General features: G+C 55.8%; 24 protein-coding genes. 19 read left to right on the plus strand and 5 right to left on the minus strand.

Annotated elements, in window-relative coordinates:
- Positions 1 to 478 precede the first annotated feature (478 nt).
- The 4 genes from PGQ95_RS19185 (at position 479) to glnB (ending at position 4,353) form a co-directional block, all read left to right on the plus strand.
- A complete protein-coding gene (locus tag PGQ95_RS19185; protein ID WP_087858444.1) occupies positions 479 to 1,915 on the plus strand; it encodes a sensor histidine kinase in 1,437 nt (478 codons plus the stop codon).
- Between the two features lie 17 nt (positions 1,916 to 1,932).
- Entirely contained in the window at positions 1,933 to 2,625 is a 693-nt protein-coding gene (qseG, locus tag PGQ95_RS19190) for a two-component system QseEF-associated lipoprotein QseG (protein WP_162750221.1), read from the plus strand.
- Complete coding sequence (gene glrR, locus PGQ95_RS19195; protein ID WP_045377589.1) at positions 2,612 to 3,949, plus strand: two-component system response regulator GlrR; 1,338 nt, start codon at positions 2,612 to 2,614, stop codon at positions 3,947 to 3,949. The genes qseG and glrR overlap by 14 nt, the downstream gene beginning before the upstream one ends.
- Positions 3,950 to 4,014: 65 nt before the next feature.
- Complete coding sequence (gene glnB, locus PGQ95_RS19200) at positions 4,015 to 4,353, plus strand: nitrogen regulatory protein P-II (RefSeq protein WP_002914032.1); 339 nt, start codon at positions 4,015 to 4,017, stop codon at positions 4,351 to 4,353.
- 73 nt (positions 4,354 to 4,426) lie between these two features.
- Here glnB and hmpA read toward each other — a convergent pair whose 3' ends face one another.
- On the minus strand, positions 4,427 to 5,617 hold the full coding sequence (hmpA, locus tag PGQ95_RS19205) for an NO-inducible flavohemoprotein (RefSeq protein ID WP_015370304.1): 1,191 nt from the start codon (positions 5,615 to 5,617) through the stop codon (positions 4,427 to 4,429).
- A 324-nt stretch (positions 5,618 to 5,941) separates the two neighbouring features.
- Between hmpA and glyA the strand changes: the two genes are divergently transcribed.
- Positions 5,942 to 7,195, plus strand: a complete 1,254-nt coding sequence (glyA, locus tag PGQ95_RS19210; RefSeq protein WP_015370305.1) for a serine hydroxymethyltransferase — start codon at positions 5,942 to 5,944, stop codon at positions 7,193 to 7,195.
- A gap of 56 nt (positions 7,196 to 7,251) precedes the next feature.
- Here glyA and PGQ95_RS19215 read toward each other — a convergent pair whose 3' ends face one another.
- On the minus strand, positions 7,252 to 7,674 hold the full coding sequence (locus PGQ95_RS19215) for a DoxX family protein (RefSeq protein WP_015370306.1): 423 nt from the start codon (positions 7,672 to 7,674) through the stop codon (positions 7,252 to 7,254).
- A gap of 299 nt (positions 7,675 to 7,973) precedes the next feature.
- Between PGQ95_RS19215 and PGQ95_RS19220 the strand changes: the two genes are divergently transcribed.
- Positions 7,974 to 9,110: a 3-phenylpropionate MFS transporter gene (locus PGQ95_RS19220; protein ID WP_213317556.1), complete on the plus strand. Its 1,137-nt coding sequence runs from the start codon at positions 7,974 to 7,976 to the stop codon at positions 9,108 to 9,110.
- On the opposite strand, the gene csiE is transcribed toward PGQ95_RS19220, so the two are convergent.
- Positions 9,107 to 10,384 carry a stationary phase inducible protein CsiE gene (gene csiE, locus PGQ95_RS19225; protein ID WP_430919046.1) on the minus strand — a complete coding sequence of 426 codons (1,278 nt, stop codon included), beginning with the start codon at positions 10,382 to 10,384 and terminating at the stop codon, positions 9,107 to 9,109. The two genes, PGQ95_RS19220 and csiE, sit on opposite strands and share 4 nt — an antisense overlap.
- A gap of 124 nt (positions 10,385 to 10,508) precedes the next feature.
- Here csiE and PGQ95_RS19230 point away from each other — a divergent pair, with 124 nt between their 5' ends.
- Together PGQ95_RS19230 and PGQ95_RS19235 are read left to right on the plus strand one after the other, a co-directional pair.
- Positions 10,509 to 11,147, plus strand: coding sequence for a DUF1007 family protein (locus tag PGQ95_RS19230; RefSeq protein WP_213794774.1), 639 nt, complete (start codon positions 10,509 to 10,511; stop codon positions 11,145 to 11,147).
- Complete coding sequence (locus tag PGQ95_RS19235) at positions 11,138 to 12,118, plus strand: nickel/cobalt transporter (RefSeq protein ID WP_430919048.1); 981 nt, start codon at positions 11,138 to 11,140, stop codon at positions 12,116 to 12,118. The genes PGQ95_RS19230 and PGQ95_RS19235 overlap by 10 nt, the downstream gene beginning before the upstream one ends.
- A 48-nt stretch (positions 12,119 to 12,166) precedes the next feature.
- Here PGQ95_RS19235 and suhB read toward each other — a convergent pair whose 3' ends face one another.
- Positions 12,167 to 12,970, minus strand: coding sequence for an inositol-1-monophosphatase (gene suhB, locus PGQ95_RS19240; protein WP_015370312.1), 804 nt, complete (start codon positions 12,968 to 12,970; stop codon positions 12,167 to 12,169).
- A gap of 120 nt (positions 12,971 to 13,090) precedes the next feature.
- Here suhB and trmJ point away from each other — a divergent pair, with 120 nt between their 5' ends.
- From trmJ to sseB, 11 genes are all read left to right on the plus strand, one after another.
- The gene (gene trmJ / locus PGQ95_RS19245; RefSeq protein ID WP_045377574.1) at positions 13,091 to 13,825 is read left to right on the plus strand and encodes a tRNA (cytosine(32)/uridine(32)-2'-O)-methyltransferase TrmJ; all 735 of its coding nucleotides are present in this window, start codon (positions 13,091 to 13,093) and stop codon (positions 13,823 to 13,825) included.
- 229 nt (positions 13,826 to 14,054) lie between these two features.
- A complete protein-coding gene (gene iscR, locus PGQ95_RS19250) occupies positions 14,055 to 14,546 on the plus strand; it encodes a Fe-S cluster assembly transcriptional regulator IscR (protein ID WP_015370314.1) in 492 nt (163 codons plus the stop codon).
- Positions 14,547 to 14,723: 177 nt separating this feature from the next.
- The gene (gene iscS, locus PGQ95_RS19255) at positions 14,724 to 15,938 is read left to right on the plus strand and encodes a cysteine desulfurase (protein ID WP_015703173.1); all 1,215 of its coding nucleotides are present in this window, start codon (positions 14,724 to 14,726) and stop codon (positions 15,936 to 15,938) included.
- Positions 15,939 to 15,964: 26 nt separating this feature from the next.
- The gene (gene iscU, locus PGQ95_RS19260; protein ID WP_004866383.1) at positions 15,965 to 16,351 is read left to right on the plus strand and encodes a Fe-S cluster assembly scaffold IscU; all 387 of its coding nucleotides are present in this window, start codon (positions 15,965 to 15,967) and stop codon (positions 16,349 to 16,351) included.
- Between the two features lie 19 nt (positions 16,352 to 16,370).
- On the plus strand, positions 16,371 to 16,694 hold the full coding sequence (iscA, locus tag PGQ95_RS19265; RefSeq protein ID WP_012540868.1) for an iron-sulfur cluster assembly protein IscA: 324 nt from the start codon (positions 16,371 to 16,373) through the stop codon (positions 16,692 to 16,694).
- Positions 16,695 to 16,768: 74 nt separating this feature from the next.
- Entirely contained in the window at positions 16,769 to 17,284 is a 516-nt protein-coding gene (hscB, locus tag PGQ95_RS19270) for a co-chaperone HscB (protein ID WP_047053904.1), read from the plus strand.
- A 15-nt stretch (positions 17,285 to 17,299) separates the two neighbouring features.
- A complete protein-coding gene (gene hscA / locus PGQ95_RS19275; RefSeq protein WP_012540870.1) occupies positions 17,300 to 19,150 on the plus strand; it encodes a Fe-S protein assembly chaperone HscA in 1,851 nt (616 codons plus the stop codon).
- Between the two features lies 1 nt (position 19,151).
- Entirely contained in the window at positions 19,152 to 19,487 is a 336-nt protein-coding gene (fdx, locus tag PGQ95_RS19280; protein WP_012540871.1) for an ISC system 2Fe-2S type ferredoxin, read from the plus strand.
- Between the two features lies 1 nt (position 19,488).
- Positions 19,489 to 19,689 carry a Fe-S cluster assembly protein IscX gene (gene iscX, locus PGQ95_RS19285; RefSeq protein ID WP_002913954.1) on the plus strand — a complete coding sequence of 67 codons (201 nt, stop codon included), beginning with the start codon at positions 19,489 to 19,491 and terminating at the stop codon, positions 19,687 to 19,689.
- Between the two features lie 71 nt (positions 19,690 to 19,760).
- Positions 19,761 to 21,047 carry an aminopeptidase PepB gene (gene pepB, locus PGQ95_RS19290; RefSeq protein WP_015370317.1) on the plus strand — a complete coding sequence of 429 codons (1,287 nt, stop codon included), beginning with the start codon at positions 19,761 to 19,763 and terminating at the stop codon, positions 21,045 to 21,047.
- 84 nt (positions 21,048 to 21,131) lie between these two features.
- Positions 21,132 to 21,908 carry an enhanced serine sensitivity protein SseB gene (sseB, locus tag PGQ95_RS19295; RefSeq protein ID WP_087858400.1) on the plus strand — a complete coding sequence of 259 codons (777 nt, stop codon included), beginning with the start codon at positions 21,132 to 21,134 and terminating at the stop codon, positions 21,906 to 21,908.
- A gap of 89 nt (positions 21,909 to 21,997) precedes the next feature.
- Here sseB and PGQ95_RS19300 read toward each other — a convergent pair whose 3' ends face one another.
- The gene (locus PGQ95_RS19300) at positions 21,998 to 22,783 is read right to left on the minus strand and encodes a hypothetical protein (RefSeq protein ID WP_430919052.1); all 786 of its coding nucleotides are present in this window, start codon (positions 22,781 to 22,783) and stop codon (positions 21,998 to 22,000) included.
- Between the last annotated feature and the right edge of the window lie 67 nt (positions 22,784 to 22,850).

Raw genomic sequence — 22,850 nt, forward strand, 5'->3', positions numbered from 1 at the left:
ATTACCGACAGACGTGGTTTTGCGGTGTCTCTGAATGACGACACTTAAGTTATTGATTTTAAATGTGTGTAATTGAAGGTCGATTTGCTGTTGCTAATTGGCGACACTATGGTCAAAGAACAGGCAAATTATTTTGGGTGGTTTTTTGCATGTAATTCTTTATATATCATGGTGTTAATAATTTGTTTTGAAAGGTGGCATAGTTCGTGCATAATAATCAGCAGTGGCTCATTCACCTTCTTATGTCAGCCCCTTCGGGAAGCGCTACATAAACTTCGAATGACGCACAAACAGGTGCCTGCCGTCCAACTCCTGATAACAGCTCTGCTTTATCAGCCATCGGGCGAAACGTCGAGTAAGGCACCGCCTCATTCCTTAATAAAGGCAGGCTTTAGAGCCTGCCTTTATTGTTTCTGCCGTGGATGTTTCCGCCATCCTCAGTTAGCATCTTCAGGAGCTAATGGTTGAGGCTATATCTTTGAAGCGATTCTCTCTTTTCCCCCGTTCCTTGCGCCAACTGGTGACGCTTTCCTTTGTGCTGATCATGCTGCCGCTGCTGGTGCTGGCATGGCAGGCCTGGCAAAGCCTGAACGCGCTCAGCGCCCAAGCCGCGCATATTAACCGCACCACCTTGACGGATGCGCGGCGTAGCGAAGCGATGGTCAACGCCTCGCTGGAAATGGAGCGTAGCTATCTCCAGTATTGCGTGCTGGACGATCCTACCCTTGAGCGGGTCTATCAAAATCAACGTAAGCGTTATAGCGAAATGCTTGAGGCGCTCTCCGGCGTGTTGCCGGATGCTGACATCTGGCAGACCCTGCGGCAGAACCTTGCCGACCTGGCCCAACTACGTTGCCATAATAGCGCGCCGGATGCCAAAGCCGCGGCGAGCCTCGAAGCCTTTGCCGATGCTAACAGTGAAATGGTGCAAGCGACCCGCACGGTGATTTTCTCCCGCGGCCAGCAGCTACAGCAGGAGATTGCCGAGCGCGGGCAGTTCTTCGGCTGGCAGGCGCTGGTTCTGTTTCTGCTGAGCCTGACGCTGGTCTTGCTGTTTACCCGCATGATCATCGGCCCGGTGAAGGGCATTGAGAAGATGATCAATCGCCTGGGGGAGGGGAAATCGCTGGATGATGCGGCGCTATTCACCGGCCCGCGCGAACTGCGGTCGGTTGGTAAACGGATTATCTGGTTGAGTGAACGTCTGGCGTGGCTGGAGTCCCAACGCCACCAATTTCTTCGTCATTTGTCACATGAACTGAAAACGCCGCTCGCCAGCATGCGTGAAGGAACGGAACTGCTGGCGGACCGGGTCGCGGGGCCGCTGACGACGGAACAGCAAGAAATCGTTGAGATCCTCGATAACAGCAGCCGCAATCTGCAAAAGCTGATCGAACAGCTGCTCGACTATAATCGCAAACTGGCCGATGGCCCGGTCGAGCGGCAGAAAGTGGATATTGCCGAACTGGCGCAGACCGTCGTTTCCGCGCATAGTTTACCGGCAAGAGCCAAGATGATGTCTACCGAGCTTGCGCTGGGTGAACGCTTCTGCCTGGCGGAGCCGACGTTGCTGACCAGCGTGCTTGATAATCTGTACTCCAATGCGGTGCACTATGGCGCTGAATCCGGTAACATTCGGATTCATAGTTACCGCCACGGCGAGCAGGTTCGTATCGATGTCGCCAATAGCGGCGAGCCGATCCCCGCCGCCGAAAGAAATATGATTTTCGAGCCTTTTTATCAGGGAAGCCACCTGCGTAAAGGGGCAGTAAAAGGCAGCGGTCTGGGGTTAAGTATCGCCCGCGACTGCGTACGGCAAATGCAGGGAGAGCTGAGCCTGGTCGATGATAATCCCGGGTTCATCTGTTTTCGCATCTCGCTCCCCGCCGCTGAGCCGGGAAAAACCAACACATGAATCAACATTGGGTGAATATGTCCCACTTTTTCGCATTGCGCCGTCCATTACGGGGATGGCTGCTGTCGGGCCTATGCTGCCTGACGCTGGCGGGTTGTTCCGCCGCTATGTCGCCGCGCGCCGCTGACGGCAATGCGCCGCCCGAGCTGCCGGAACATCAGGTGGCGGATTTTCTCTCCGTAGATTGCGCCAATATCTGGTCGCTGGAAAACGATGCCAGTGATAAAAACCCGCTGTACTGGCTGCGCGGCATTGACTGCGCGGATCGCCTGGCGCCGGTACAGGCCCGCGCCGAAGCCAAATTGCATAACGATGATAACTGGCAGGATGCGTTGAAACGCGGCATTCTGCTGGCCGACGCCAAAATCACCCCCGACGAGCGTCGCGAAATGGTTGCCCGCATCGACAGCTTTAGCCCGCAAATCGCCGCCCAGGTTCGCCCGCTGTACCGGCTGTGGCGCGACGGCCAAGCCCGCCAATTGCAGTTATTTGAGGAGCGATCCCGCTACGGCAAACTCCAGCAATCAAGCGATGCTGAACTGGAAACCTTGCGTCAGCAGGAGCAACAGTTGCGTAGCCAACTGGAGCTGACCACCCGCAAGCTGGAAAACCTTACCGATATTGAGCGCCAGCTCTCCAGCCGTAAGCCCGGCGGCAATTTTAATAGCGGTAGCGATAAGGTACCGGAGGTGATCCATGACGATCCGTAAACCCGCCCACCTGCTGCTGGTGGACGACGATCCGGGGCTGTTAAAGCTGCTGGGGATGCGTCTGGTCAGCGAAGGTTACAGCGTGGTCACGGCGGAAAGCGGGCCCGAGGCGCTACGCGTGCTGACGCGCGAGCGGGTGGACCTGGTGGTGAGCGATTTACGCATGGATGAAATGGATGGCCTGCAGCTGTTTGCTGAAATCCAAAAGGCGCAGCCCGGCATGCCGGTCATCATCCTGACTGCCCACGGCTCCATTCCTGACGCCGTTGCCGCTACCCAACAAGGGGTGTTTAGTTTTCTGACTAAACCGGTCGATAAAGACGCGCTGTATAAAGCGATTGATGATGCTCTCGAGCAGAGCTCGCCGGCCACCGACGAGCGCTGGCGACAGGCGATTGTCACCCGCAGCCCACAGATGCTGCGGCTGCTGGAGCAGGCCGGTATGGTGGCGCAGTCGGACGTTAGCGTGCTGATTATCGGCCAGAGCGGTACCGGGAAAGAGATTGTCGCCCAGGCGATCCACAACGCCAGTCCGCGCCACGAAAAACCGTTTATCGCGATTAACTGCGGCGCGTTGCCGGAACAATTGCTGGAATCCGAACTGTTCGGCCACGCGCGCGGCGCCTTTACCGGCGCGGTCAGCAACCGTGAAGGGCTTTTTCAGGCCGCCGAGGGCGGTACGCTTTTCCTTGATGAAATCGGCGATATGCCCGTCGCGCTGCAGGTGAAGCTACTGCGCGTACTGCAGGAGCGTAAGGTGCGCCCGCTGGGCAGCAACCGCGATATCGATATCGACGTGCGCATTATCTCGGCGACCCACCGCGATCTGCCGAAGGCGATGGCGCGCGGTGAGTTCCGTGAAGATCTGTTCTATCGGCTCAATGTGGTTAACCTGAAGATCCCGCCGCTTTCCGAGCGCGCGGAGGATATCCCGTTACTGGCCAATCATCTATTGCGCCAGTCCGCCGACCGTCACAAACCCTTCGTGCGCGCCTTCTCCACCGATGCGATGAAGCGGCTAATGGCCGCCAAATGGCCGGGCAATGTGCGCCAGCTGGTTAACGTGATTGAACAGTGTGTGGCGCTGACCTCATCGCCGGTGATCAGCGATGCGCTGGTGGAGCAGGCGCTGGAGGGTGAGAATACCGCGCTACCGACCTTCGTCGAGGCGCGTAATCAGTTTGAGCTCAACTACCTGCGTAAGCTTTTGCAGATAACCAAAGGCAATGTGACGCATGCCGCGCGGATGGCCGGGCGCAACCGCACCGAGTTTTACAAACTGCTGTCGCGCCACGAGCTCGACGCCAACGACTTTAAAGAGTAGCCCCGCGGCATAGCGCAAGCTATGATACGGTAAGCAACCGGTTACGCGACAAAGACAGGAAAACCATGAAAAAGATTGATGCGATTATTAAACCGTTCAAATTGGATGACGTGCGTGAAGCGCTGGCGGAAGTCGGTATCACCGGCATGACGGTGACGGAAGTCAAAGGGTTTGGTCGTCAGAAAGGGCATACCGAGCTGTACCGCGGCGCGGAATATATGGTGGATTTTCTGCCGAAGGTGAAAATTGAAATCGTGGTGACTGACGATATCGTCGATACCTGCGTCGATACCATCATTCGTACCGCTCAGACCGGTAAAATCGGCGACGGTAAAATCTTTGTCTTCGACGTGGCGCGGGTGATTCGTATCCGTACCGGTGAAGAAGACGACGCGGCGATTTAATCCTCCCCGCTCGCAGCAGTATTGCCGGGTGGCGCTGCGCTTACCCGGCCTACAAATCCCCGCGTCGTTGGGCTTACAGAACCTTATGCGGGCCGAAACATTCGTAATGAATGTTGTCTTTATTGACCCCTAATTCTACCAGCTGCTTCGCTGCAAACTGCATAAAGGCCACCGGGCCGCAGAGATAGAATTGCATCTGCGGGTCGCGAATATTTTCCGCCAGCGGCGCTAAATCCATCAAACCTTCGCTATCAAAACGTCCTGCCTGACGGTCGGCTTCGCTCGGGCTGCGGTACCAGACGTGTGAGGTAAATTTCGGTAGCGCCGCGCCAAGCGCCTTCACTTCGTCCGCAAAAGCGTGAACGTCACCGTTTTCCGCCGCGTGGAACCAGTTCACCTGGCCCTGATGATGGCTTTTCGCCAGCGTATCCAGCATCGCCAGCATTGGCGTTTGGCCGACGCCGCCGGAGAGCAGGGTCACCGGCGTCTGCGCTTCCACGTTAAGGAAGAAGTCGCCTGCCGGCGCGGCTAAATAGACCACGTCGCCTTCGCTGGCGTGGTTATGCAGCCAGTTAGACACCTGGCCGCCATTCTCGCGTTTCACCGCGATGCGATAGCCTTTACCGTCCGCTCTGCGGGTCAGAGAGTATTGACGAATTTCCTGATATTCGAAGGCTTCCGGCTTCAACCAGATAGCCAGATACTGTCCCGGCTGGTAATCGGCGACCGGCTGGCCGTCGACAGGCTCCAGTTCAAAGCTGGTAATAAGCTGGCTGCGCGGGGTCTTCTTAACAATGCGGAACGCGCGGGTACCTTCCCAGCCGCCATTTTTACTGGCGTTATCCTGATAGATCTCCGCTTCGCGGTTGATGAAGACGTTCGCCAGCACCCCGTAGGCTTTGCCCCAGGCGTCGAGTACTTCCTGGCCTGGGCTAAACATTTCGTCGAGGGTCGCCAGCAGATGGCTGCCGACAATATTGTACTGCTCCGGTTTAATCTGGAAGCTGGTATGTTTCTGGGCGATTTTTTCGACCGCCGGCAGCAGGGCCGGCAGGTTGTCGATATTACTGGCGTAGGCGGCGATAGCGTTGAACAGCGCTTCGCGCTGATCGCCGTTGCGCTGGTTACTCATATTGAAGATCTCCTTGAGCTCCGGATTATGAGTAAACATACGGTCATAAAAATGCGCGGTTAGCTTTGGGCCGGTCTCTACAAGCAGGGGAATAGTGGCTTTGACCGTGGCGATGGTTTGAGCGTCGAGCATAGCAGCTTCCTTAAATGTTATCCTATTGATGCATTTCAAATGCATCTTATATAAATAACCCTGCTATGTAAATGGTTCTTTATCACTTTGCCGCAAAGCAGTTACAACATGAAGAATTTGCATCACAAACCTGAAAAGAAATCCGTTGATAATGTTTGATGCGTTATTGCTCAAAGCCTTGTGTGCTGTGGAGCCAATCGTTTGCGTAAAATCCTTTGTCAAGACCTGTTATCACAGAATGATTCGGTTATACTGTGGGCCGTTGTCCATCAGGACCGCCTTTTTAGGCCAAAATTTTATCGTTAGCTGAGTCAGGAGATGCGGATGTTAAAGCGTGAAATGAACATTGCCGATTATGATGCCGAACTGTGGCAGGCTATGGAGCAGGAAAAAGTACGTCAGGAAGAGCACATCGAACTGATCGCCTCCGAGAACTACACCAGTCCGCGCGTGATGCAGGCTCAGGGTTCCCAGCTGACTAACAAATATGCCGAAGGTTATCCGGGCAAGCGCTACTACGGTGGCTGCGAGTACGTGGATATCGTTGAGCAACTGGCTATCGACCGCGCGAAAGAACTGTTCGGCGCCGACTACGCTAACGTGCAGCCGCACTCCGGCTCGCAGGCTAACTTTGCCGTCTACACCGCACTGCTGCAGCCAGGCGATACCGTGCTGGGTATGAACCTGGCGCAAGGCGGCCACCTGACCCACGGCTCCCCGGTTAACTTCTCCGGTAAACTGTACAACATCATTCCTTATGGTATCGATGAGTCCGGTAAAATTGACTACGAAGACATGGCGAAGCAGGCCCAGGAGCACAAACCGAAGATGATCATCGGTGGCTTCTCCGCTTACTCCGGTATCGTTGACTGGGCGAAAATGCGTGAAATCGCTGACAGCATCGGCGCTTACCTGTTCGTCGATATGGCGCACGTAGCGGGCCTGATTGCCGCCGGCGTTTATCCGAACCCGGTTCCGCACGCCCACGTTGTTACTACTACCACCCACAAAACCCTGGCGGGTCCGCGCGGCGGCCTGATCCTGGCGAAAGGCGGTAGCGAAGAGCTGTACAAGAAACTGAACTCCGCCGTGTTCCCAAGCGCGCAGGGCGGCCCGCTGATGCACGTAATTGCCGCGAAAGCGGTGGCGCTGAAAGAAGCGATGGAGCCAGAGTTCAAAGTTTATCAGCAGCAGGTTGCCAAAAACGCCAAAGCGATGGTGGAAGTGTTCCTGAACCGCGGTTACAAAGTGGTTTCCGGCGGTACTGAAAACCACCTGTTCCTGCTGGATCTGGTAGATAAAAACCTGACCGGTAAAGAAGCTGACGCCGCCCTGGGCCGCGCCAACATCACCGTTAACAAAAACAGCGTACCGAACGATCCGAAGAGCCCGTTCGTGACTTCCGGTATCCGTATCGGTTCTCCGGCTGTGACTCGCCGCGGCTTTAAAGAAGCGGAAGTGAAAGAGCTGGCTGGCTGGATGTGCGACGTTCTCGACAATATCAACGACGAAGCTGTTATTGAGCGCGTCAAAGGTAAAGTGCTGGATATCTGCGCCCGTTTCCCGGTTTACGCGTAATCTTGCCGCGTTAAGATAAAAAAGGCCGCGATTGCGGCCTTTTTTGTGTCTGCTGGTTATCGACGATCCAGCGAAATCGAACCCGGTCCGGTAATCGCCAGCAGCAGGAAGGCCCCGGCGATACTGACGTTCTTATAGAAGTTAATCATATTCGGCAATACCGCATCGCCGGTCATATCCCAGTAATGATGGCCGATAACCGCGGTACCCAGGGTGTAAAAAATAAAGATCACCGCCAGCGGGCGGGTGAAGAAACCTAAAATAATCAGTATAGCGGCGGGTACCTCCATGATGACCGCGATGATCGCCGCCAGCGTCGGCATCGGCGCGCCGGAAGAAGCCATATATTGTACCGTTCCGCTAAACCCCATCAGTTTCGGATAGCCAAAAATAATGAACAGCAGCACGATCGCAATACGTGCGATTAACAGCAGGACAGGGCGGGAAGAGCCAAAGTCAAAATAGCGTAGCGTGTTCATAATCAGTCCTTTATCACAGGCGTGTGATCTAAACGTAATACACATTTTTACTCCCCGCCACGCTGGGAAAATAATATTGTTGCACCTCGTTGAGCGGCGATTAAGTCGATACGCGGGAAACGCTCTGATGCCCGGTTATCGGATTTTTTTTCATACTGCCCACCATATTGCACACTCATCACGTGACAATGCTCACGATTTTAAGAGAAATGTACTTAACGACCATGAAGATAGTGAGACATGGGTTTGCTCAGTATGCGCTTTATCGCCAGACTAGAGCTTCCATTCGGGAGGGAATCATGGTCTTGCACTCCACGCGCTGGCTGGCGCTAAGTTACTTCACCTACTTTTTTAGCTACGGTATTTTTCTACCATTCTGGAGCGTCTGGCTGGCAGGCGTAGGCCTGACGCCGGAAACCATTGGCGTGTTGCTCGGCGCCGGGCTGGTGGCGCGTTTTCTGGGCAGTCTGTTGATTGCGCCGCGGGTCAGCGATCCTTCTCGTTTGATTAGCGCCTTGCGAATCCTCGCGTTGCTGACGCTGCTATTTGCTCTCGCCTTCTGGGTCGGCGGCCAGGTAGCCTGGCTGATGGTGGTCATCGTCGGATTCAACCTCTTTTTCTCGCCGCTGGTGCCGCTAACCGATGCGTTAGCCAACACCTGGCAAAAACAAATCACCATGGATTACGGCCGGGTGCGGTTGTGGGGATCGATTGCTTTCGTCATTGGTTCTGCGCTGACCGGTAAACTGGTGAGTTTGTTTGATTATCGGGCGATCCTGCTGTTGTTAAGCCTGGGCACGGCCTCGATGCTGTTGGGCATGTTGCTGAAACCTTCAGTGATGCCGCAAGGGGAGAGCCGACATCAGGAGGCGGCCGGACTATCGGCGTGGCTTAGCCTGGTGCGGCAAAGCTGGCGTTTTCTTGCCTGTGTCTGTCTGTTGCAGGGGGCGCACGCCGCCTACTACGGCTTCAGCGCGCTATACTGGCAGCAGGCCGGTTATTCAGCTTCCGCCGTCGGCTATTTATGGTCGCTCGGCGTCGTCGCCGAAGTGGTGATTTTCGCCTTGAGTAAAAAAGTCTTCCGTCGCTTTAGCGCCCGCGACCTGCTGCTGCTCTCGGCGGTGTGTGGGGTGGCGCGCTGGACGATTATGGGCTGGACGACCGCGCTGCCATGGCTACTGGTCGCGCAGATCCTTCACTGTGGAACGTTTACCGTCTGCCATCTGGCGGCCATGCGCTATATCGCCGCGCGGCAGGGAAGTGAGGTTATCCGCCTGCAGGCCGTTTACTCGGCGGTGGCGATGGGCGGCAGCATCGCGGTGATGACGGTGTTTGCTGGTTTCCTCTACCAGCACCTGCATCAGGGCGTCTTCTGGGTGATGGCGCTGGTGGCGCTACCGGCGCTGGTCGTGCGACCGAAGGCGGTGAGCGCCTAATCCTCAAGCATTTTGCAAATCTGCTGCCGCTGGTGATCGCTAAAATTTTCTTCAGCATGAAACAGCGGCGGCGAAAACAGCGGTAGCGCGGTGGTGTAGGGCGTGACCACTAAGGTCACATCCTTCGGCGCGCCTTGTTGCTGAAACTGGGTCACGCTTAAGTACTTAATATTCAGCGGCAGCAGCGTTAATTCCCGCAATTGCATTTCCAGCGCCTGTTCCAGTTCGCTATTTTCCCGCGTCAGCAGCACTACCTGCTTTTCATGCAGGTCGGCTTTTTGCATCAACCACGCGCCGAAAATCACCGCGATTAAGCTGACCTCTTCCTGATTAAATTGAATATGATAGGCCGTTTCGAAATCGCGTAATGCCTCCTGGGTGGTACGCATCAGGCGCGGATACAGGCGTCCGATCTCCTCCGGTAAAGCGTTATCAATACCGATGGCGAATACGCTGCGGTTCAACGCTTGCGAAAGATGAATATAGAGTTGGTCGCTCAACCCTTGTTCATCGCTGAATGGCCGTCCTGCCAGATCCTGGAAACGATGGATCAAGCGGGAGATCGCCAGATGCAGGCGTCTGTCCTGTTGATGACCGTCGTGAATGGGATCCGGTGTTTTCAGTAACATAAACAGCAGGGTCAGAAAATGTTGTTCGCCGGCGTGTGGCGTGGCGCTGACCCGGCGCTGCCAGTGGCGAACGATTTCGGCGGCGAGGTTAAATTCCGCCGCGGCCTGCGCCCAGTTGCGCTGCTCACGGGTGAAATCCGGCGACTGGCCCAGATGATGTTGTAGCAGGCAGTACTGAAGATACAGGCGCAGGAACTGACCGTCCCGGCAGTCGAACTGCCGATTAAGCGTGCGCGCGCAGCGATTCACCAGCGCCTGAAGATTGGTATCATCATATAAGGTTCGCGCGATACCCTGCTGTTTAAGCTGCGTTTTTAACGCCGGGGTAAAATGGTGGTGAACGAAGTGCGGGCACAGGCGCAGCCCACGCCGGAGAGCGTGCAGCAGGCACAGGCGTTGATCGAGCGCGGCGCCTTCAATCCGATAGCTGCCGTCCATCTGCGACGCGAGAGTCAGTCGATGATAACGCTGAATTTCGCGCCCCGTCTCCGCGATATCCTGTTGGGCCGTCGCCTCATCCACCTGGTTGAGCCTGACCAGCTGTTGCGGCGTGACGGATTGTCCCGGAAGATAGAACATCAGGAGCACCTGGCTACGGCGCTGTGGACTGGAAAGCGCAGATGGTGGTTCAATCACTGTCATCATCTGGTAAGTTCCAGTTAGGGTTTCAGCTAAGAATAGCCAAAGGATGCAGGGTGAGCAGGGCGGACCGCGGCCTTTAGATCAGGATTGCTGGCGAAGTTCACAGAATTTTTCACGCGAGGAACAGATGAAGAGAGTGAAACACTGCGTCGGTGCGGCATTTTTCATGGTTTTATCATTGTCAGCCGTTGCGCATCCGCACAGCTTCATTAATTTGCAGAGTGAAGCCGTGGTGAAAGACGGTCTGTTGACCGGCTTTAACATGCGCTGGACGATGGACGAAATAACCTCAGCGGATCTGCTCTATGATGCCGGCAATGCAAAGCCGGGCAGCGAAGTATGGAAAAAACTCGCGGCGGAGGTCATGGCCAACGTACTCGGTCAGCACTACTTCAGCGAACTGTGGCATAACGGCCAGCGGGTTAAGTTTGCTAACCGTCCGGATGGCTACGGCCTTGCTCGTAGCGGGCTGCAGGCGGTACTCACCTTCACCTTGCCGCTGGCGACGCCGGAACCTGTTGCCGGACAGACCTTTACTTTATCCACCTTCGATCCGACCTACTACGTCGATATGTTTTATGAGCAGGATAGCGATTTTTCACTGCCTGCCGCGCTGCGGGCCTCCTGCAAGGCCACGGTAATGACGCCGAAACCCAACGACAAAATGTTGTCTTATGCGCAGTCGCTCGATAAAGAGGACGCGCCGCCGGAAGACATGGAACTGGGTAACTACTTCGCCCAGAAGGTGACCTTGAAATGTCAGTAGTTTTTACGCCGCGAGCGCGGGCGCCGCGCTGGAAATCACTCTGGCCGCTGGCGCTGTTTCTGACGCTGAGCGTCGTGGGCGGTATCTGGTTGTGGCTCGCCTGGCCGCAGGTACTGTTGCAAAGCGCGGTCTGGCAGCGTTCACTGAATCTTGAGCTCAGCCAACTGCTGCAGGCGGTGGCGGATAATCCGTCAGCGGCGGGGCTGTCGCTGCTCGGGTTTAGCTTTGTCTACGGCGTACTGCACGCGCTTGGCCCCGGCCACGGAAAAATCGTGATTACCACCTGGCTTGCCACCCATCCCTCAAAGCTGAAATCGAGTATTGCGCTGACGCTGGCGGCATCGCTGTTGCAGGGAATGGTGGCGATAGCGCTGGTGGTGGTGGTATTGACGCTGCTGCAGCTTCCGGCGCGTCAACTGCATCTCAGCAGCTTCTGGCTGGAGAAGGGGAGCTATCTGCTGGTCGGCGCATTGGGGCTTTTACTGTGCGGGCGGGCATTGAAAAAACTGCGAGTCTTGCTGCGGCGGCCAACGTTTACCGCTTTTACCCCGCATCACGTCCATGATGAACATTGCGGCTGCGGCCATCAGCACCTTCCGGCGCCGGATCAACTACAGAGTGGCGACGACTGGCGCGCCAGGCTGGCGATTGTACTGTCGATGGGCATGCGTCCCTGCTCGGGAGCGATTATGGTGCTGCTGTTCAGCAAGGTAATCGGCGTCTTTGGCTGGGGCATGGCGGCCGCGCTGGTGATGGCGGCGGGAACGTCGCTGACCATAAGCGGGCTGGCGCTGTTGGTGCATGGATTCCGCCAGTTGGCTATCCGCCTGAGTCGCCATCAGGCGCCGGCGATGTGGAAACAGGTTGGCTGGGCGACGCTGGCGCTGGCCGGCGGCGTGGCACTATTGACGGCGGCTGTCGTGATGTGGAGTAGCGCGATCCCGCCGGGCGGCGGCTTGCGGCCGTTTTAGGGTATAAAAAAAGGAAGCCGCGGCTTCCTTTTTACATTCAGTGAGAAATTAACGCTTCAGCGCTTCGCTCAGCTGCTCGCGCATGTTCGCCAGCATCGCTTTCACGACGCGCGGGTTACCGGCTACGATGTTGCCGGTCAGCATATAGTTATGACCACCGGTGAAGTCGCAAACGATGGCGCCTGCTTCACGAGCGATCAGTTCACCAGCGGCGAAATCCCACGGTTTGAGGGCGATTTCAAAGTAACCGTCAACGCGGCCAGCGGCAACGTAGGCCAGATCCAGCGCGGCGGAACCGGTGCGACGGAAGTCAGCGCACTCGGTGAACATGTTGCCGAGGATGTTCATGTAAGCGGTAGCGTGCTGCTTCGCTTTGAACGGGAAACCGGTGGCGATGATAGTACCGTCGAGATCGCGAGCGTTGCTGCCGCGCAGACGGTAGCCGTTCAGCTGCGCGCCCTGGCCGCGGGTGGCGGTGAACAGTTCATTACGCATTGGATCGTAAACCACCGCGACTTCAGTACGGCCTTTAATGCGTACGGCGATGGAAACAGAGAAGTGTGGCAGACGTTTAACGAAGTTGGTGGTGCCATCCAGTGGATCGATAACCCATTGAATATCCTGATCTTCACCAGCGTGCTCGCCGCTTTCTTCGGTGATGATGGTGTGCTGTGGGTAAGACTTGCGAATGGTTTCGATAATAATCGCTTCTGCGGCTTTATCGACGTTAGTCACAAAGTCATTGCTGCCTTTCTGGCTGGTTTCTACGGAATCTGGCGTTTCGTAGTGCTTGGCAATTAAATTACCCGCCTTGCGCGCTGCGCGCACGGCAATGTTCAGCATCGGATGCATCGGTATCTCTCACTGGATGTTAAAGAACGGGAAAAAACGGCGCATATAGTAACAGCGAATTCTGCTTATGTCTCCGTTTTATGTTAGCATGCACGAATAATCTTTAGCCGAAGAACCATAATGCTGCAAAATATTCGAATCGTACTGGTAGAAACCTCACACACCGGCAATATGGGCTCCGTTGCCCGCGCGATGAAAACCATGGGCTTAACTAACCTGTGGCTGGTCAACCCGCTGGTGAAACCTGATTCCCAGGCCATCGCGCTGGCTGCTGGCGCCAGCGATGTGATTGGCAACGCGCAGATCGTCGATACCCTTGATGAAGCGCTGGCGGGCTGTAGCCTGGTGGTTGGCACCAGCGCACGTTCCCGCACGCTGCCGTGGCCGATGCTGGATCCGCGCGAATGCGGTCTGAAAAGCGTCGCCGAAGGCCAACATGCGCCGGTCGCGCTGGTCTTTGGTCGCGAGCGCGTTGGCCTGACTAACGACGAACTGCAGAAGTGCCACTATCACGTGGCGATCGCTGCCAACCCCGAGTACAGCTCGCTGAACCTGGCGATGGCGGTGCAGGTTATCGCCTATGAAGTGCGGATGGCCTGGCTGGCGACTCAGGAGCAGGCGCAGCCGGCGATTGAACATGAAGAAACGCCGTATCCGCTGGTCGATGATTTAGAACGTTTTTACGGCCACCTTGAGCAGACTCTGCTGGCGACCGGTTTTATCCGCCCGAATCATCCGGGGCAGGTGATGAACAAGCTGCGTCGTCTGTTCACACGCGCGCGTCCGGAAAGCCAGGAGCTGAACATCCTGCGCGGGATGCTGGCGTCTATTGAGCAGCAGAATAAAGGTAAGTAAGCGCGTTAACGCCGGATGGCGCTTCGCTTATCCGGCCTACGAATCCACATCGCTGTTGTAGCCCGGGAGCGGCTCGAAATCAATAACGGCACGGAAAGCCAAATACCTGACTAAAACAGTCAAGTAAATAGTTGACCAATTTACTCGGGAATGTCAGACTTGGCCCTGCTATGCAATACCCATATTAATAAAAAGCCCGGGCAGGGGCGAGTTTGAGGTTAAGTAAGACATGAGACTGACATCTAAAGGGCGTTATGCCGTGACCGCAATGCTTGACGTTGCGCTCAACTCTGAAACGGGCCCGGTTCCGTTGGCAGATATTTCAGAGCGTCAGGGAATTTCGCTTTCCTATCTGGAACAGCTGTTCTCTCGCCTGCGTAAAAATGGTCTGGTATCCAGCGTTCGTGGGCCAGGCGGCGGTTACCTGTTAGGTAAAGAAGCTGGCAGCATCGCCGTAGGCGAAGTGATCAGCGCCGTAGACGAATCCGTTGACGCCACCCGTTGTCAGGGTAAAGGCGGCTGCCAGGGTGGCGATAAGTGTCTGACCCACGCGCTGTGGCGCGATCTGAGCGAACGTTTGACCGGTTTCCTCAACAACATCACCCTGGGCGAACTGGTGAATAACCAGGAAATCCTCGATGTTTCTGGTCGTCAGCACAATCATGAATCTCAGCGTACTACGCGTTCTCAGGACGCCATTGACGTAAAACTGCGCGCCTAGCACGAGGCTTAGTTTCAGCTTGCGGCTTACGGGCTGCAAGGTGAAACGGCAGGGTAGATAGCAATAATAAAGATTTTCAGAATCAGGCCGGGATGTTGAGGCATCTCGTGTACTCGGTCGTACATCAAGCCGGTTGCCTGGTTCCTTGCATTGAGTGATGTACGGAGTTTAAGAGCAATGAAATTACCGATTTACCTCGATTACTCCGCAACAACGCCGGTGGACCCGCGTGTTGCCGAGAAAATGATGCAGTTCCTGACCCTGGACGGGACCTTTGGTAACCCGGCCTCACGTTCTCACCGTTTCGGTTGGCAGGCTGAAGAGGCGGTAGATATCGCCCGTAATCAGATTGCCGAACTGGTCGGTGCCGATCCGCGCGAAATCGTCTTTACCTCCGGCGCAACGGAATCCGATAACCTGGCGATTAAAGGTGCAGCCAACTTTTATCAGAAAAAAGGCAAGCACATCATCACCAGCAAAACCGAGCATAAAGCGGTACTGGATACCTGCCGTCAGCTTGAGCGCGAAGGTTTTGAAGTGACCTACCTTGCTCCGCAGAGCAACGGTATTATCGATCTGAAAGAACTGGAAGCGGCGATGCGTGACGACACCATCCTGGTTTCCATTATGCACGTGAACAACGAAATCGGCGTGGTGCAGGATATCGCTACCATCGGCGAGATGTGCCGCGCCCGCGGTATCATTTACCACGTTGACGCCACCCAGAGCGTGGGCAAGCTGCCTATCGATCTGAGCCAGCTGAAAGTTGACCTGATGTCCTTCTCCGGTCACAAAATTTACGGCCCGAAAGGTATCGGCGCGCTGTACGTACGCCGTAAGCCGCGTATCCGCATCGAAGCGCAGATGCACGGTGGCGGCCACGAGCGCGGCATGCGTTCAGGCACCCTGCCTGTCCACCAGATCGTCGGTATGGGCGAAGCTTACCGTATCGCCAAAGAAGAGATGGAAAGCGAAATGGCGCGCCTGCGCGGCCTGCGTGACCGTCTGTGGAACGGCGTGAAAGATATGGAAGAAGTCTATCTGAATGGCGACCTCGAGCAGGGCGCGCCGAACATTCTCAACGTCAGCTTCAACTATGTTGAAGGCGAGTCGCTGATTATGGCGCTGAAAGACCTGGCGGTTTCCTCCGGTTCAGCCTGTACTTCCGCGAGCCTTGAGCCATCCTACGTGCTGCGCGCGTTAGGCATGACTGATGAACTGGCGCACAGTTCTATTCGTTTCTCTTTAGGTCGTTTCACTACCGAAGAAGAGATTGACTACACCATCAAACTGGTTCGTAACTCCATCGGCCGTCTGCGCGATCTTTCTCCGCTGTGGGAAATGTTCAAGCAGGGCGTGGATCTGAACAGCATTGAATGGTCACATCACTAATTCGGCACCGATAAGGAGAATTCATCATGGCATACAGCGAAAAAGTCATCGATCATTACGAAAACCCGCGCAACGTCGGCTCTTTCGACAACAGCGACGACAGCGTCGGTAGCGGTATGGTTGGCGCACCTGCGTGCGGCGACGTCATGAAGTTGCAGATTAAAGTCAACAATGAAGGTATCATTGAAGACGCGCGCTTCAAGACCTATGGCTGCGGTTCCGCTATCGCTTCCAGCTCCCTGGTCACCGAGTGGGTGAAAGGTAAATCGCTGGACGAAGCGCAGGCTATCAAGAACACCGATATCGCCGATGAACTGGAACTGCCGCCGGTGAAAATTCACTGCTCTATCCTGGCGGAAGACGCGATTAAAGCCGCGATTGCGGATTACAAAAGCAAACGTGAAGCAAAATAATTAAGAGTTGAGGTTTGTTATGTCGATTACCTTAAGCGACAGTGCAGCAGCGCGAGTCAATTCCTTCCTGGCGAACCGCGGTAAAGGCTTTGGCCTGCGTCTGGGGGTAAGAACCTCCGGTTGTTCAGGTATGGCTTATGTACTGGAATTTGTTGACGAGCCGGCGGCAGAAGACACCGTGTTTGAAGACAAAGGCGTGAAAGTCGTGATCGACGGTAAGAGCCTGCAATTCCTCGACGGCACTCAACTGGACTTCGTCAAAGAAGGCCTTAACGAAGGGTTTAAATTTACCAACCCGAACGTGAAAGATGAGTGCGGTTGCGGCGAAAGCTTTAACGTATAATCGGTAATCCCCAACCCCACCGCGGTCACGCCGCGCGTGGGGTTTTAGTTTAGATGCATGACCCTGAGGTTACTATGGACTATTTCACCCTCTTCGGGTTACCAGCCAGCTATACCCTCTCGCTTGAACAACTGGCTGTCCGGTATCAGGATCTGCAGCGCCAGTACCATCCGGATAAATTTGCCAGCGCGCCCGCTGCGGAACAGCTGGCTGCGGTTCAGCACTCCGCCACCATTAACCAGGCCTGGCAGACTCTGCGTCATCCGCTGACCCGTGCGGAATATCTCCTTTCGCTGCACGGTTTTGACCTCGCCAGCGAGCAGCACACTGTCCGCGACACCGCGTTCCTGATGGAACAGCTGGAACTGCGCGAAGAGCTCGATGAAATCGGCCAGGCGAAAGACGAAGCGCGGCTGGAAACCTTTATCAAACGGGTAAAAGCGCTGTTTGATACCCGCCATCAACTGATGGTTGAACAATTGCAAAACGAGACCTGGGATGCGGCGGCTGATACTGTACGCAAGCTCCGTTTTCTCGATAAACTGCGCAGCAGTGCTGAAGAACTCGAAGAAAAACTGCTCGACTTTTAATTTTCGGAAGCAATTATGGCCCTATTACAAATTAGTGAGCCTGGTCTGAGCGCCGCGCCGCATCAGCGTCGATTGGCGGCAGGTATCGACCTTGGCACCACCAATTCTCTGGTTGCTACCGTGCGTAGCGGCCAGGCCGAAACTCTGCCCGACCATCAAGGCCGCTACCTGCTGCCGTCGGTCGTGAACTACCACGCCTCTGGACTGACCGTCGGCTATGAAGCCCGGCTCAATGCCGCTCAGGATCCGGTGAACACCATCAGCTCGGTGAAGCGAATGATGGGGCGTTCCCTCGCCGATATTCAAACCCGCTATCCGCACTTGCCATACCAGCTGCAGGCCAGTGAAAATGGACTGCCGATGATCCAGACCGCCGGCGGCCTGTTGAACCCGGTGCGGGTCTCCGCCGACATCCTGAAAGCGCTGGCCGCCCGCGCCACTGAAGCGCTGGCGGGCGATCTCGACGGCGTGGTCATTACCGTTCCGGCCTATTTCGATGACGCTCAGCGTCAGGGAACCAAAGACGCGGCGCGTCTGGCGGGCCTGCACGTGCTGCGTTTGCTCAATGAGCCGACCGCGGCGGCTATCGCCTACGGCCTCGATTCCGGCCAGGAAGGGGTGATTGCGGTTTACGATCTCGGCGGCGGTACCTTTGATATCTCCATTCTGCGCTTAAGCCGTGGGGTGTTTGAAGTGCTGGCGACCGGCGGTGATTCCGCTCTCGGCGGCGATGATTTCGACCATCTGCTGGCCGACTATCTGCGCGAGCAGGCGGGCCTCAGCGACCGTAGCGATAACCGCCTGCAGCGTGAGCTGCTGGATGCCGCCATTGCGGCGAAAATCGCCTTAAGCGACGCCGACGTGGCGCACGTCGAAGTCGGCGGCTGGCAGGGCGATATCACCCGTAGCCAGTTTAACGATCTGATTGCCCCACTGGTAAAACGTACCCTGATGGCCTGCCGTCGCGCGCTGAAAGACGCCGGCGTTGAAGCGCAAGAGGTGCTGGAAGTGGTGATGGTCGGCGGTTCCACCCGCGTGCCGTTGGTGCGTGAGCGCGTTGGCGAATTCTTTGGCCGTACCCCGCTGACCTCTATCGACCCGGACAAAGTCGTCGCCATCGGCGCGGCGATTCAGGCGGATATTCTGGTCGGCAACAAACCAGACAGCGAACTGCTGCTGCTTGATGTTATCCCGCTGTCGCTTGGGCTGGAAACCATGGGCGGCCTGGTAGAGAAAGTGATCCCGCGTAATACCACCATTCCGGTGGCCCGCGCGCAGGAGTTTACCACTTTCAAAGATGGCCAAACGGCGATGTCCATTCACGTGATGCAGGGCGAGCGTGAGCTGGTGCAGGATTGCCGCTCGCTGGCGCGTTTTGCGCTGCGCGGTATCCCGGCGCTGCCGGCGGGCGGGGCGCATATTCGCGTGACCTTCCAGGTTGATGCCGACGGTCTGCTGAGCGTCACGGCGATGGAGAAATCGACCGGCGTGGAAGCCTCAATCCAGGTGAAACCGTCTTACGGCCTGACCGATGGCGAAATCGCCAACATGATTAAAGATTCGATGAGCTACGCCGAACAGGATATCCAGGCGCGTATGCTGGCTGAACAGAAAGTCGAAGCCGCTCGCGTACTGGAGAGCCTGGAAAGCGCGCTGGCCGCCGACGCCGCGCTGTTAAGCGCCGCAGAGCGTCAGGTTATCGATGCCGCCGCGGAGCAAGTTCGCGCCGCCGCGGCAGGCGAAGATGCCGACGCGATTAAAGAAGCCATTAAAAATATCGACACACAAACCCAGGAATTCGCCGCACGCCGCATGGACCAGTCGGTCCGCGCTGCGCTGAAAGGCCAATCCGTGGACGAGGTTTAAAATGCCAAAAATTGTTTTTCTGCCCCACCAGGACCTGTGTCCGGATGGCGTAGTTGTGGAAGCTGAGAGCGGTGAAACCATTCTGGATGCGGCGCTGCGTAGCGGTATCGAGATTGAACACGCCTGTGAAAAATCCTGTGCCTGCACCACCTGCCACTGCATCGTGCGTGAAGGTTTTGACTCGCTGGCGGAAAGTAGCGAAGATGAAGACGACATGCTGGATAAAGCCTGGGGGCTAGAACCTGACAGCCGTCTGAGCTGCCAGGCGCGCGTTACCGACGAAGATCTGGTCGTTGAGATCCCGCGTTACACCATCAACCACGCACGCGAGCACTAATATGGCACTGAAATGGACCGACAGTCGCGAAATCGGCGAAGCCTTGTATGACGCTTACCCGGATCTCGACCCGAAAACCGTTCGCTTCACCGATATGCATCAGTGGATTTGCGACCTGGAAGAGTTCGATGACGACCCAAACGCATCCAATGAAAAAATTCTGGAGGCGATTCTGCTAGTCTGGTTAGACGAAGCCGAATAATTTTCGCCTCAAGCGGAAAAATTTTAACGGGCTGCCATAGGGTGGCCCGTTTGCTAATAAGGATAAAGATAATGACCGAAGCCATGAAGATTACGCTTTCTACTCTGCCTGCCGATGCGCGCTGGGGAGAAAAAGCGACCTGGAGTATCAATAACGACGGTATCGCCTTACATCTCAACGGTAAAGACGACCTGGGGTTAATCCAGCGCGCGGCGCGCAAAATTGACGGCATGGGTATCAAGCACGTCGCCCTGAGCGGCGAAGGCTGGAATACCGATCGCGCTTGGGCCTTTTGGGCCGGCTATAAAGGGCCGAAAGGTCAGCGCCAGGTCGAATGGCCAACCCTGGACGACGCGCAGCGCAGCGAGCTGGATAACCGCCTGACGATTATCGATTGGGTTCGCGACACCATCAACGCACCGGCAGAAGAGCTGGGGCCAGAACAGCTGGCCCAGCGCGCCGTCGATCTGCTGTGCGGCGTGGCGGGCGAAAAGGTCAGCTATCGCATCACCAAAGGCGAAGATCTGCGCGAGCAAAACTATCTTGGCCTGCATACCGTTGGCCGCGGCTCCGAGCGCCCGCCGGTCCTGCTGGCGCTGGACTATAACCCGACTGGCGATAAAGACGCGCCGGTATACGCCTGTCTGGTCGGCAAAGGCATCACTTTCGACTCCGGCGGCTACAGCATCAAGCAAAGCGCCTTTATGGATTCGATGAAATCCGACATGGGCGGCGCGGCCACCGTGACCGGCGCGCTGGCTTTCGCCATTACCCGAGGTCTGAACAAACGTGTGAAGCTGTTCCTGTGCTGCGCGGATAACCTGATTAGCGGCAACGCTTTCAAGCTTGGCGATATCATTCATTACCGCAACGGTAAAACCGTTGAAATCATGAATACCGACGCCGAAGGTCGCTTGGTGCTGGCGGATGGCCTGATCGACGCCTCGGCGCAGAAGCCGCAGCTGATCATCGATGCCGCCACCCTGACCGGTGCGGCGAAAACGGCGTTGGGTAACGACTACCACGCGCTGTTTAGCTTTGACGACGCGCTGGCGAATCGTCTGCTGGCGAGCGCGCAGGCGGAAAATGAAGCCTTCTGGCGTCTGCCGCTGGCCGAATTCCACCGCAACCAGCTGCCGTCTAACTTCGCTGAGCTGAACAACACCGGCAGCGCGGCGTATCCGGCCGGCGCCAGCACCGCAGCGGGCTTCCTGTCCCACTTCGTGGAAAACTACCACCAGGGCTGGCTGCATATCGACTGCTCTGCGACTTACCGTAAAGCTGCGGTTGAACAGTGGTCGGCGGGTGCGACTGGCCTTGGCGTGCGCACTATCGCTAATCTGCTGACGGCTGAGTAATGGCCTTGCCGGGTGGCGCTACGCTTACCCGGCCTGGAAAACCGTAGGCCCGCGCGGACGGGCGATTTTTGAAGTAGCGAATCTATGTCTGATACTAAAAATGAATTAGAAACCCTGCTGGAGAAGGCAGCGACCGAGCCTGCCCATCGTCCGGCATTTTTCACCGCGCTGCTTGAGGCCACCGTCTGGGTGCCGGGTAGCGCGGCGGACGGCGAGCAGATTGTCGAAGATAGCGCCCTCGATCTAAAGCATTGGGAAAAAGATGACGGCACGTCGGTCATTCCGTTCTTCACCTCGCTGGAGGCGCTACAGCAGGCGGTAGAAGAGGAACAGGCCTTCGTGATGATGCCGGCGCGCACGCTGATGGCGATGACGCTGGGCGAATCGCTGTTTCTCAACCCGAAGCTGCCGAGCGGCAAAGAATTTACCCCGCGGGAAATCAGCCATCTGCTGGGTGAAGAGGGCAGCCCGCTCAGTACCCAGACGGTACTGGAAGGCGGCGAAGCGCTGCTGCTGTCTGAAGTCGCCGAACCGCCGGCGCAGATGGTGGATTCGCTGACCACGCTGTTCAAAACGCTGAAGACCGTCAAGCGGGCGTTTCTGTGCTCGATTAAAGAGAGCGCCGACGCGCCGGCAAACTTGTTGATCGGGATTGAAGCGGAAGGGGATATTGAATCCATTATCCAGACCACCGGCAGCGTGGCCACCGATACCTTGCCGGGCGATGAACCTATCGATATTTGCCAGGTGGTAGAAGGCGAGAAGGGCATCAGCCACTTTATGATTGCCCATATCACGCCGTTCTATGAAAAGCGCTGGGGCAGCTTCCTGCGCGATTTCAAGCAGAACCGGATTATCTGAATCGTACGGGGGGCAACCCCCGTCCTTATATTCAAAAATAATGGTTAATACAGCTTCGGCATGGCTGGACGCCCGGTGTATATTTTTTATTACATAAACCGTGATACCAAATGAAAAAAATATTTTCCCGCCACACAGAAGATGATTATTCCGTTGAATAATGCAAACTGCCCACGCCAGGCCCGGAGGTTTTTCTCGCCTATTACAAGGCGCGTTAACCAGGCCAGACCAGCCGTGGTTAAGTAAGCCAGCAGAACGCCAATCATTATTGCAACTGGGAACATCAAGCGTAATCCGATGTTGTCATATAAATCGGCAAATATTAGTGTTGCTTTAATCGGCCAGATAGACTGAAGAGCAATAATAGCAATAACGGCGGGGCGCAACTGATTTAAGGGGCAGGAAAGCGCCTGGGACTGGCGCCAGGCATCGGTTACAAGCATTCTAACTATGGTCAGTAAGGCCAGTATATATAGTATTGATTTTAGTAAGGTACTTTGTGGGAGTGATATAAGGATACCCTGTATAATAAGACTGAGCATCCAGGCGAGCAATATATAAATGATGATGTTTTTAGCTGAGGGTTTATTATGTAATACCCAAGATACAATCGGTGCTTGTGGATAGCCAGGTTGAAAAAGAACAAGTAGGAAAGTCGAGAAAAGAAGATCGACATATACCGTAATAGGCAGTAAGCTATTTCTTTCAAGGTCATTTTGATAGGCATAAGTTGCCATTTTCTCAAATGTGATTCCCGGAAGCCATGATGCCCACTCCTTCCAGAAATAGAGTATTAAAGCTCCTACTATCAGACCAGCGATACCGCCTAACCACGGGAGTTTTTGCAGGTTATTGCCATTGCCATCATCTACCATTATCATTCCTTGTTATGACGTTTACATGAAGTATTTAATATGAGATAAGTAGTTTTGAGACTTATCA

Origin of the sequence: Klebsiella sp. 141240 (assembly GCF_050600805.1) — a bacterium.
Lineage (GTDB): Bacteria > Pseudomonadota > Gammaproteobacteria > Enterobacterales > Enterobacteriaceae > Klebsiella > Klebsiella aerogenes.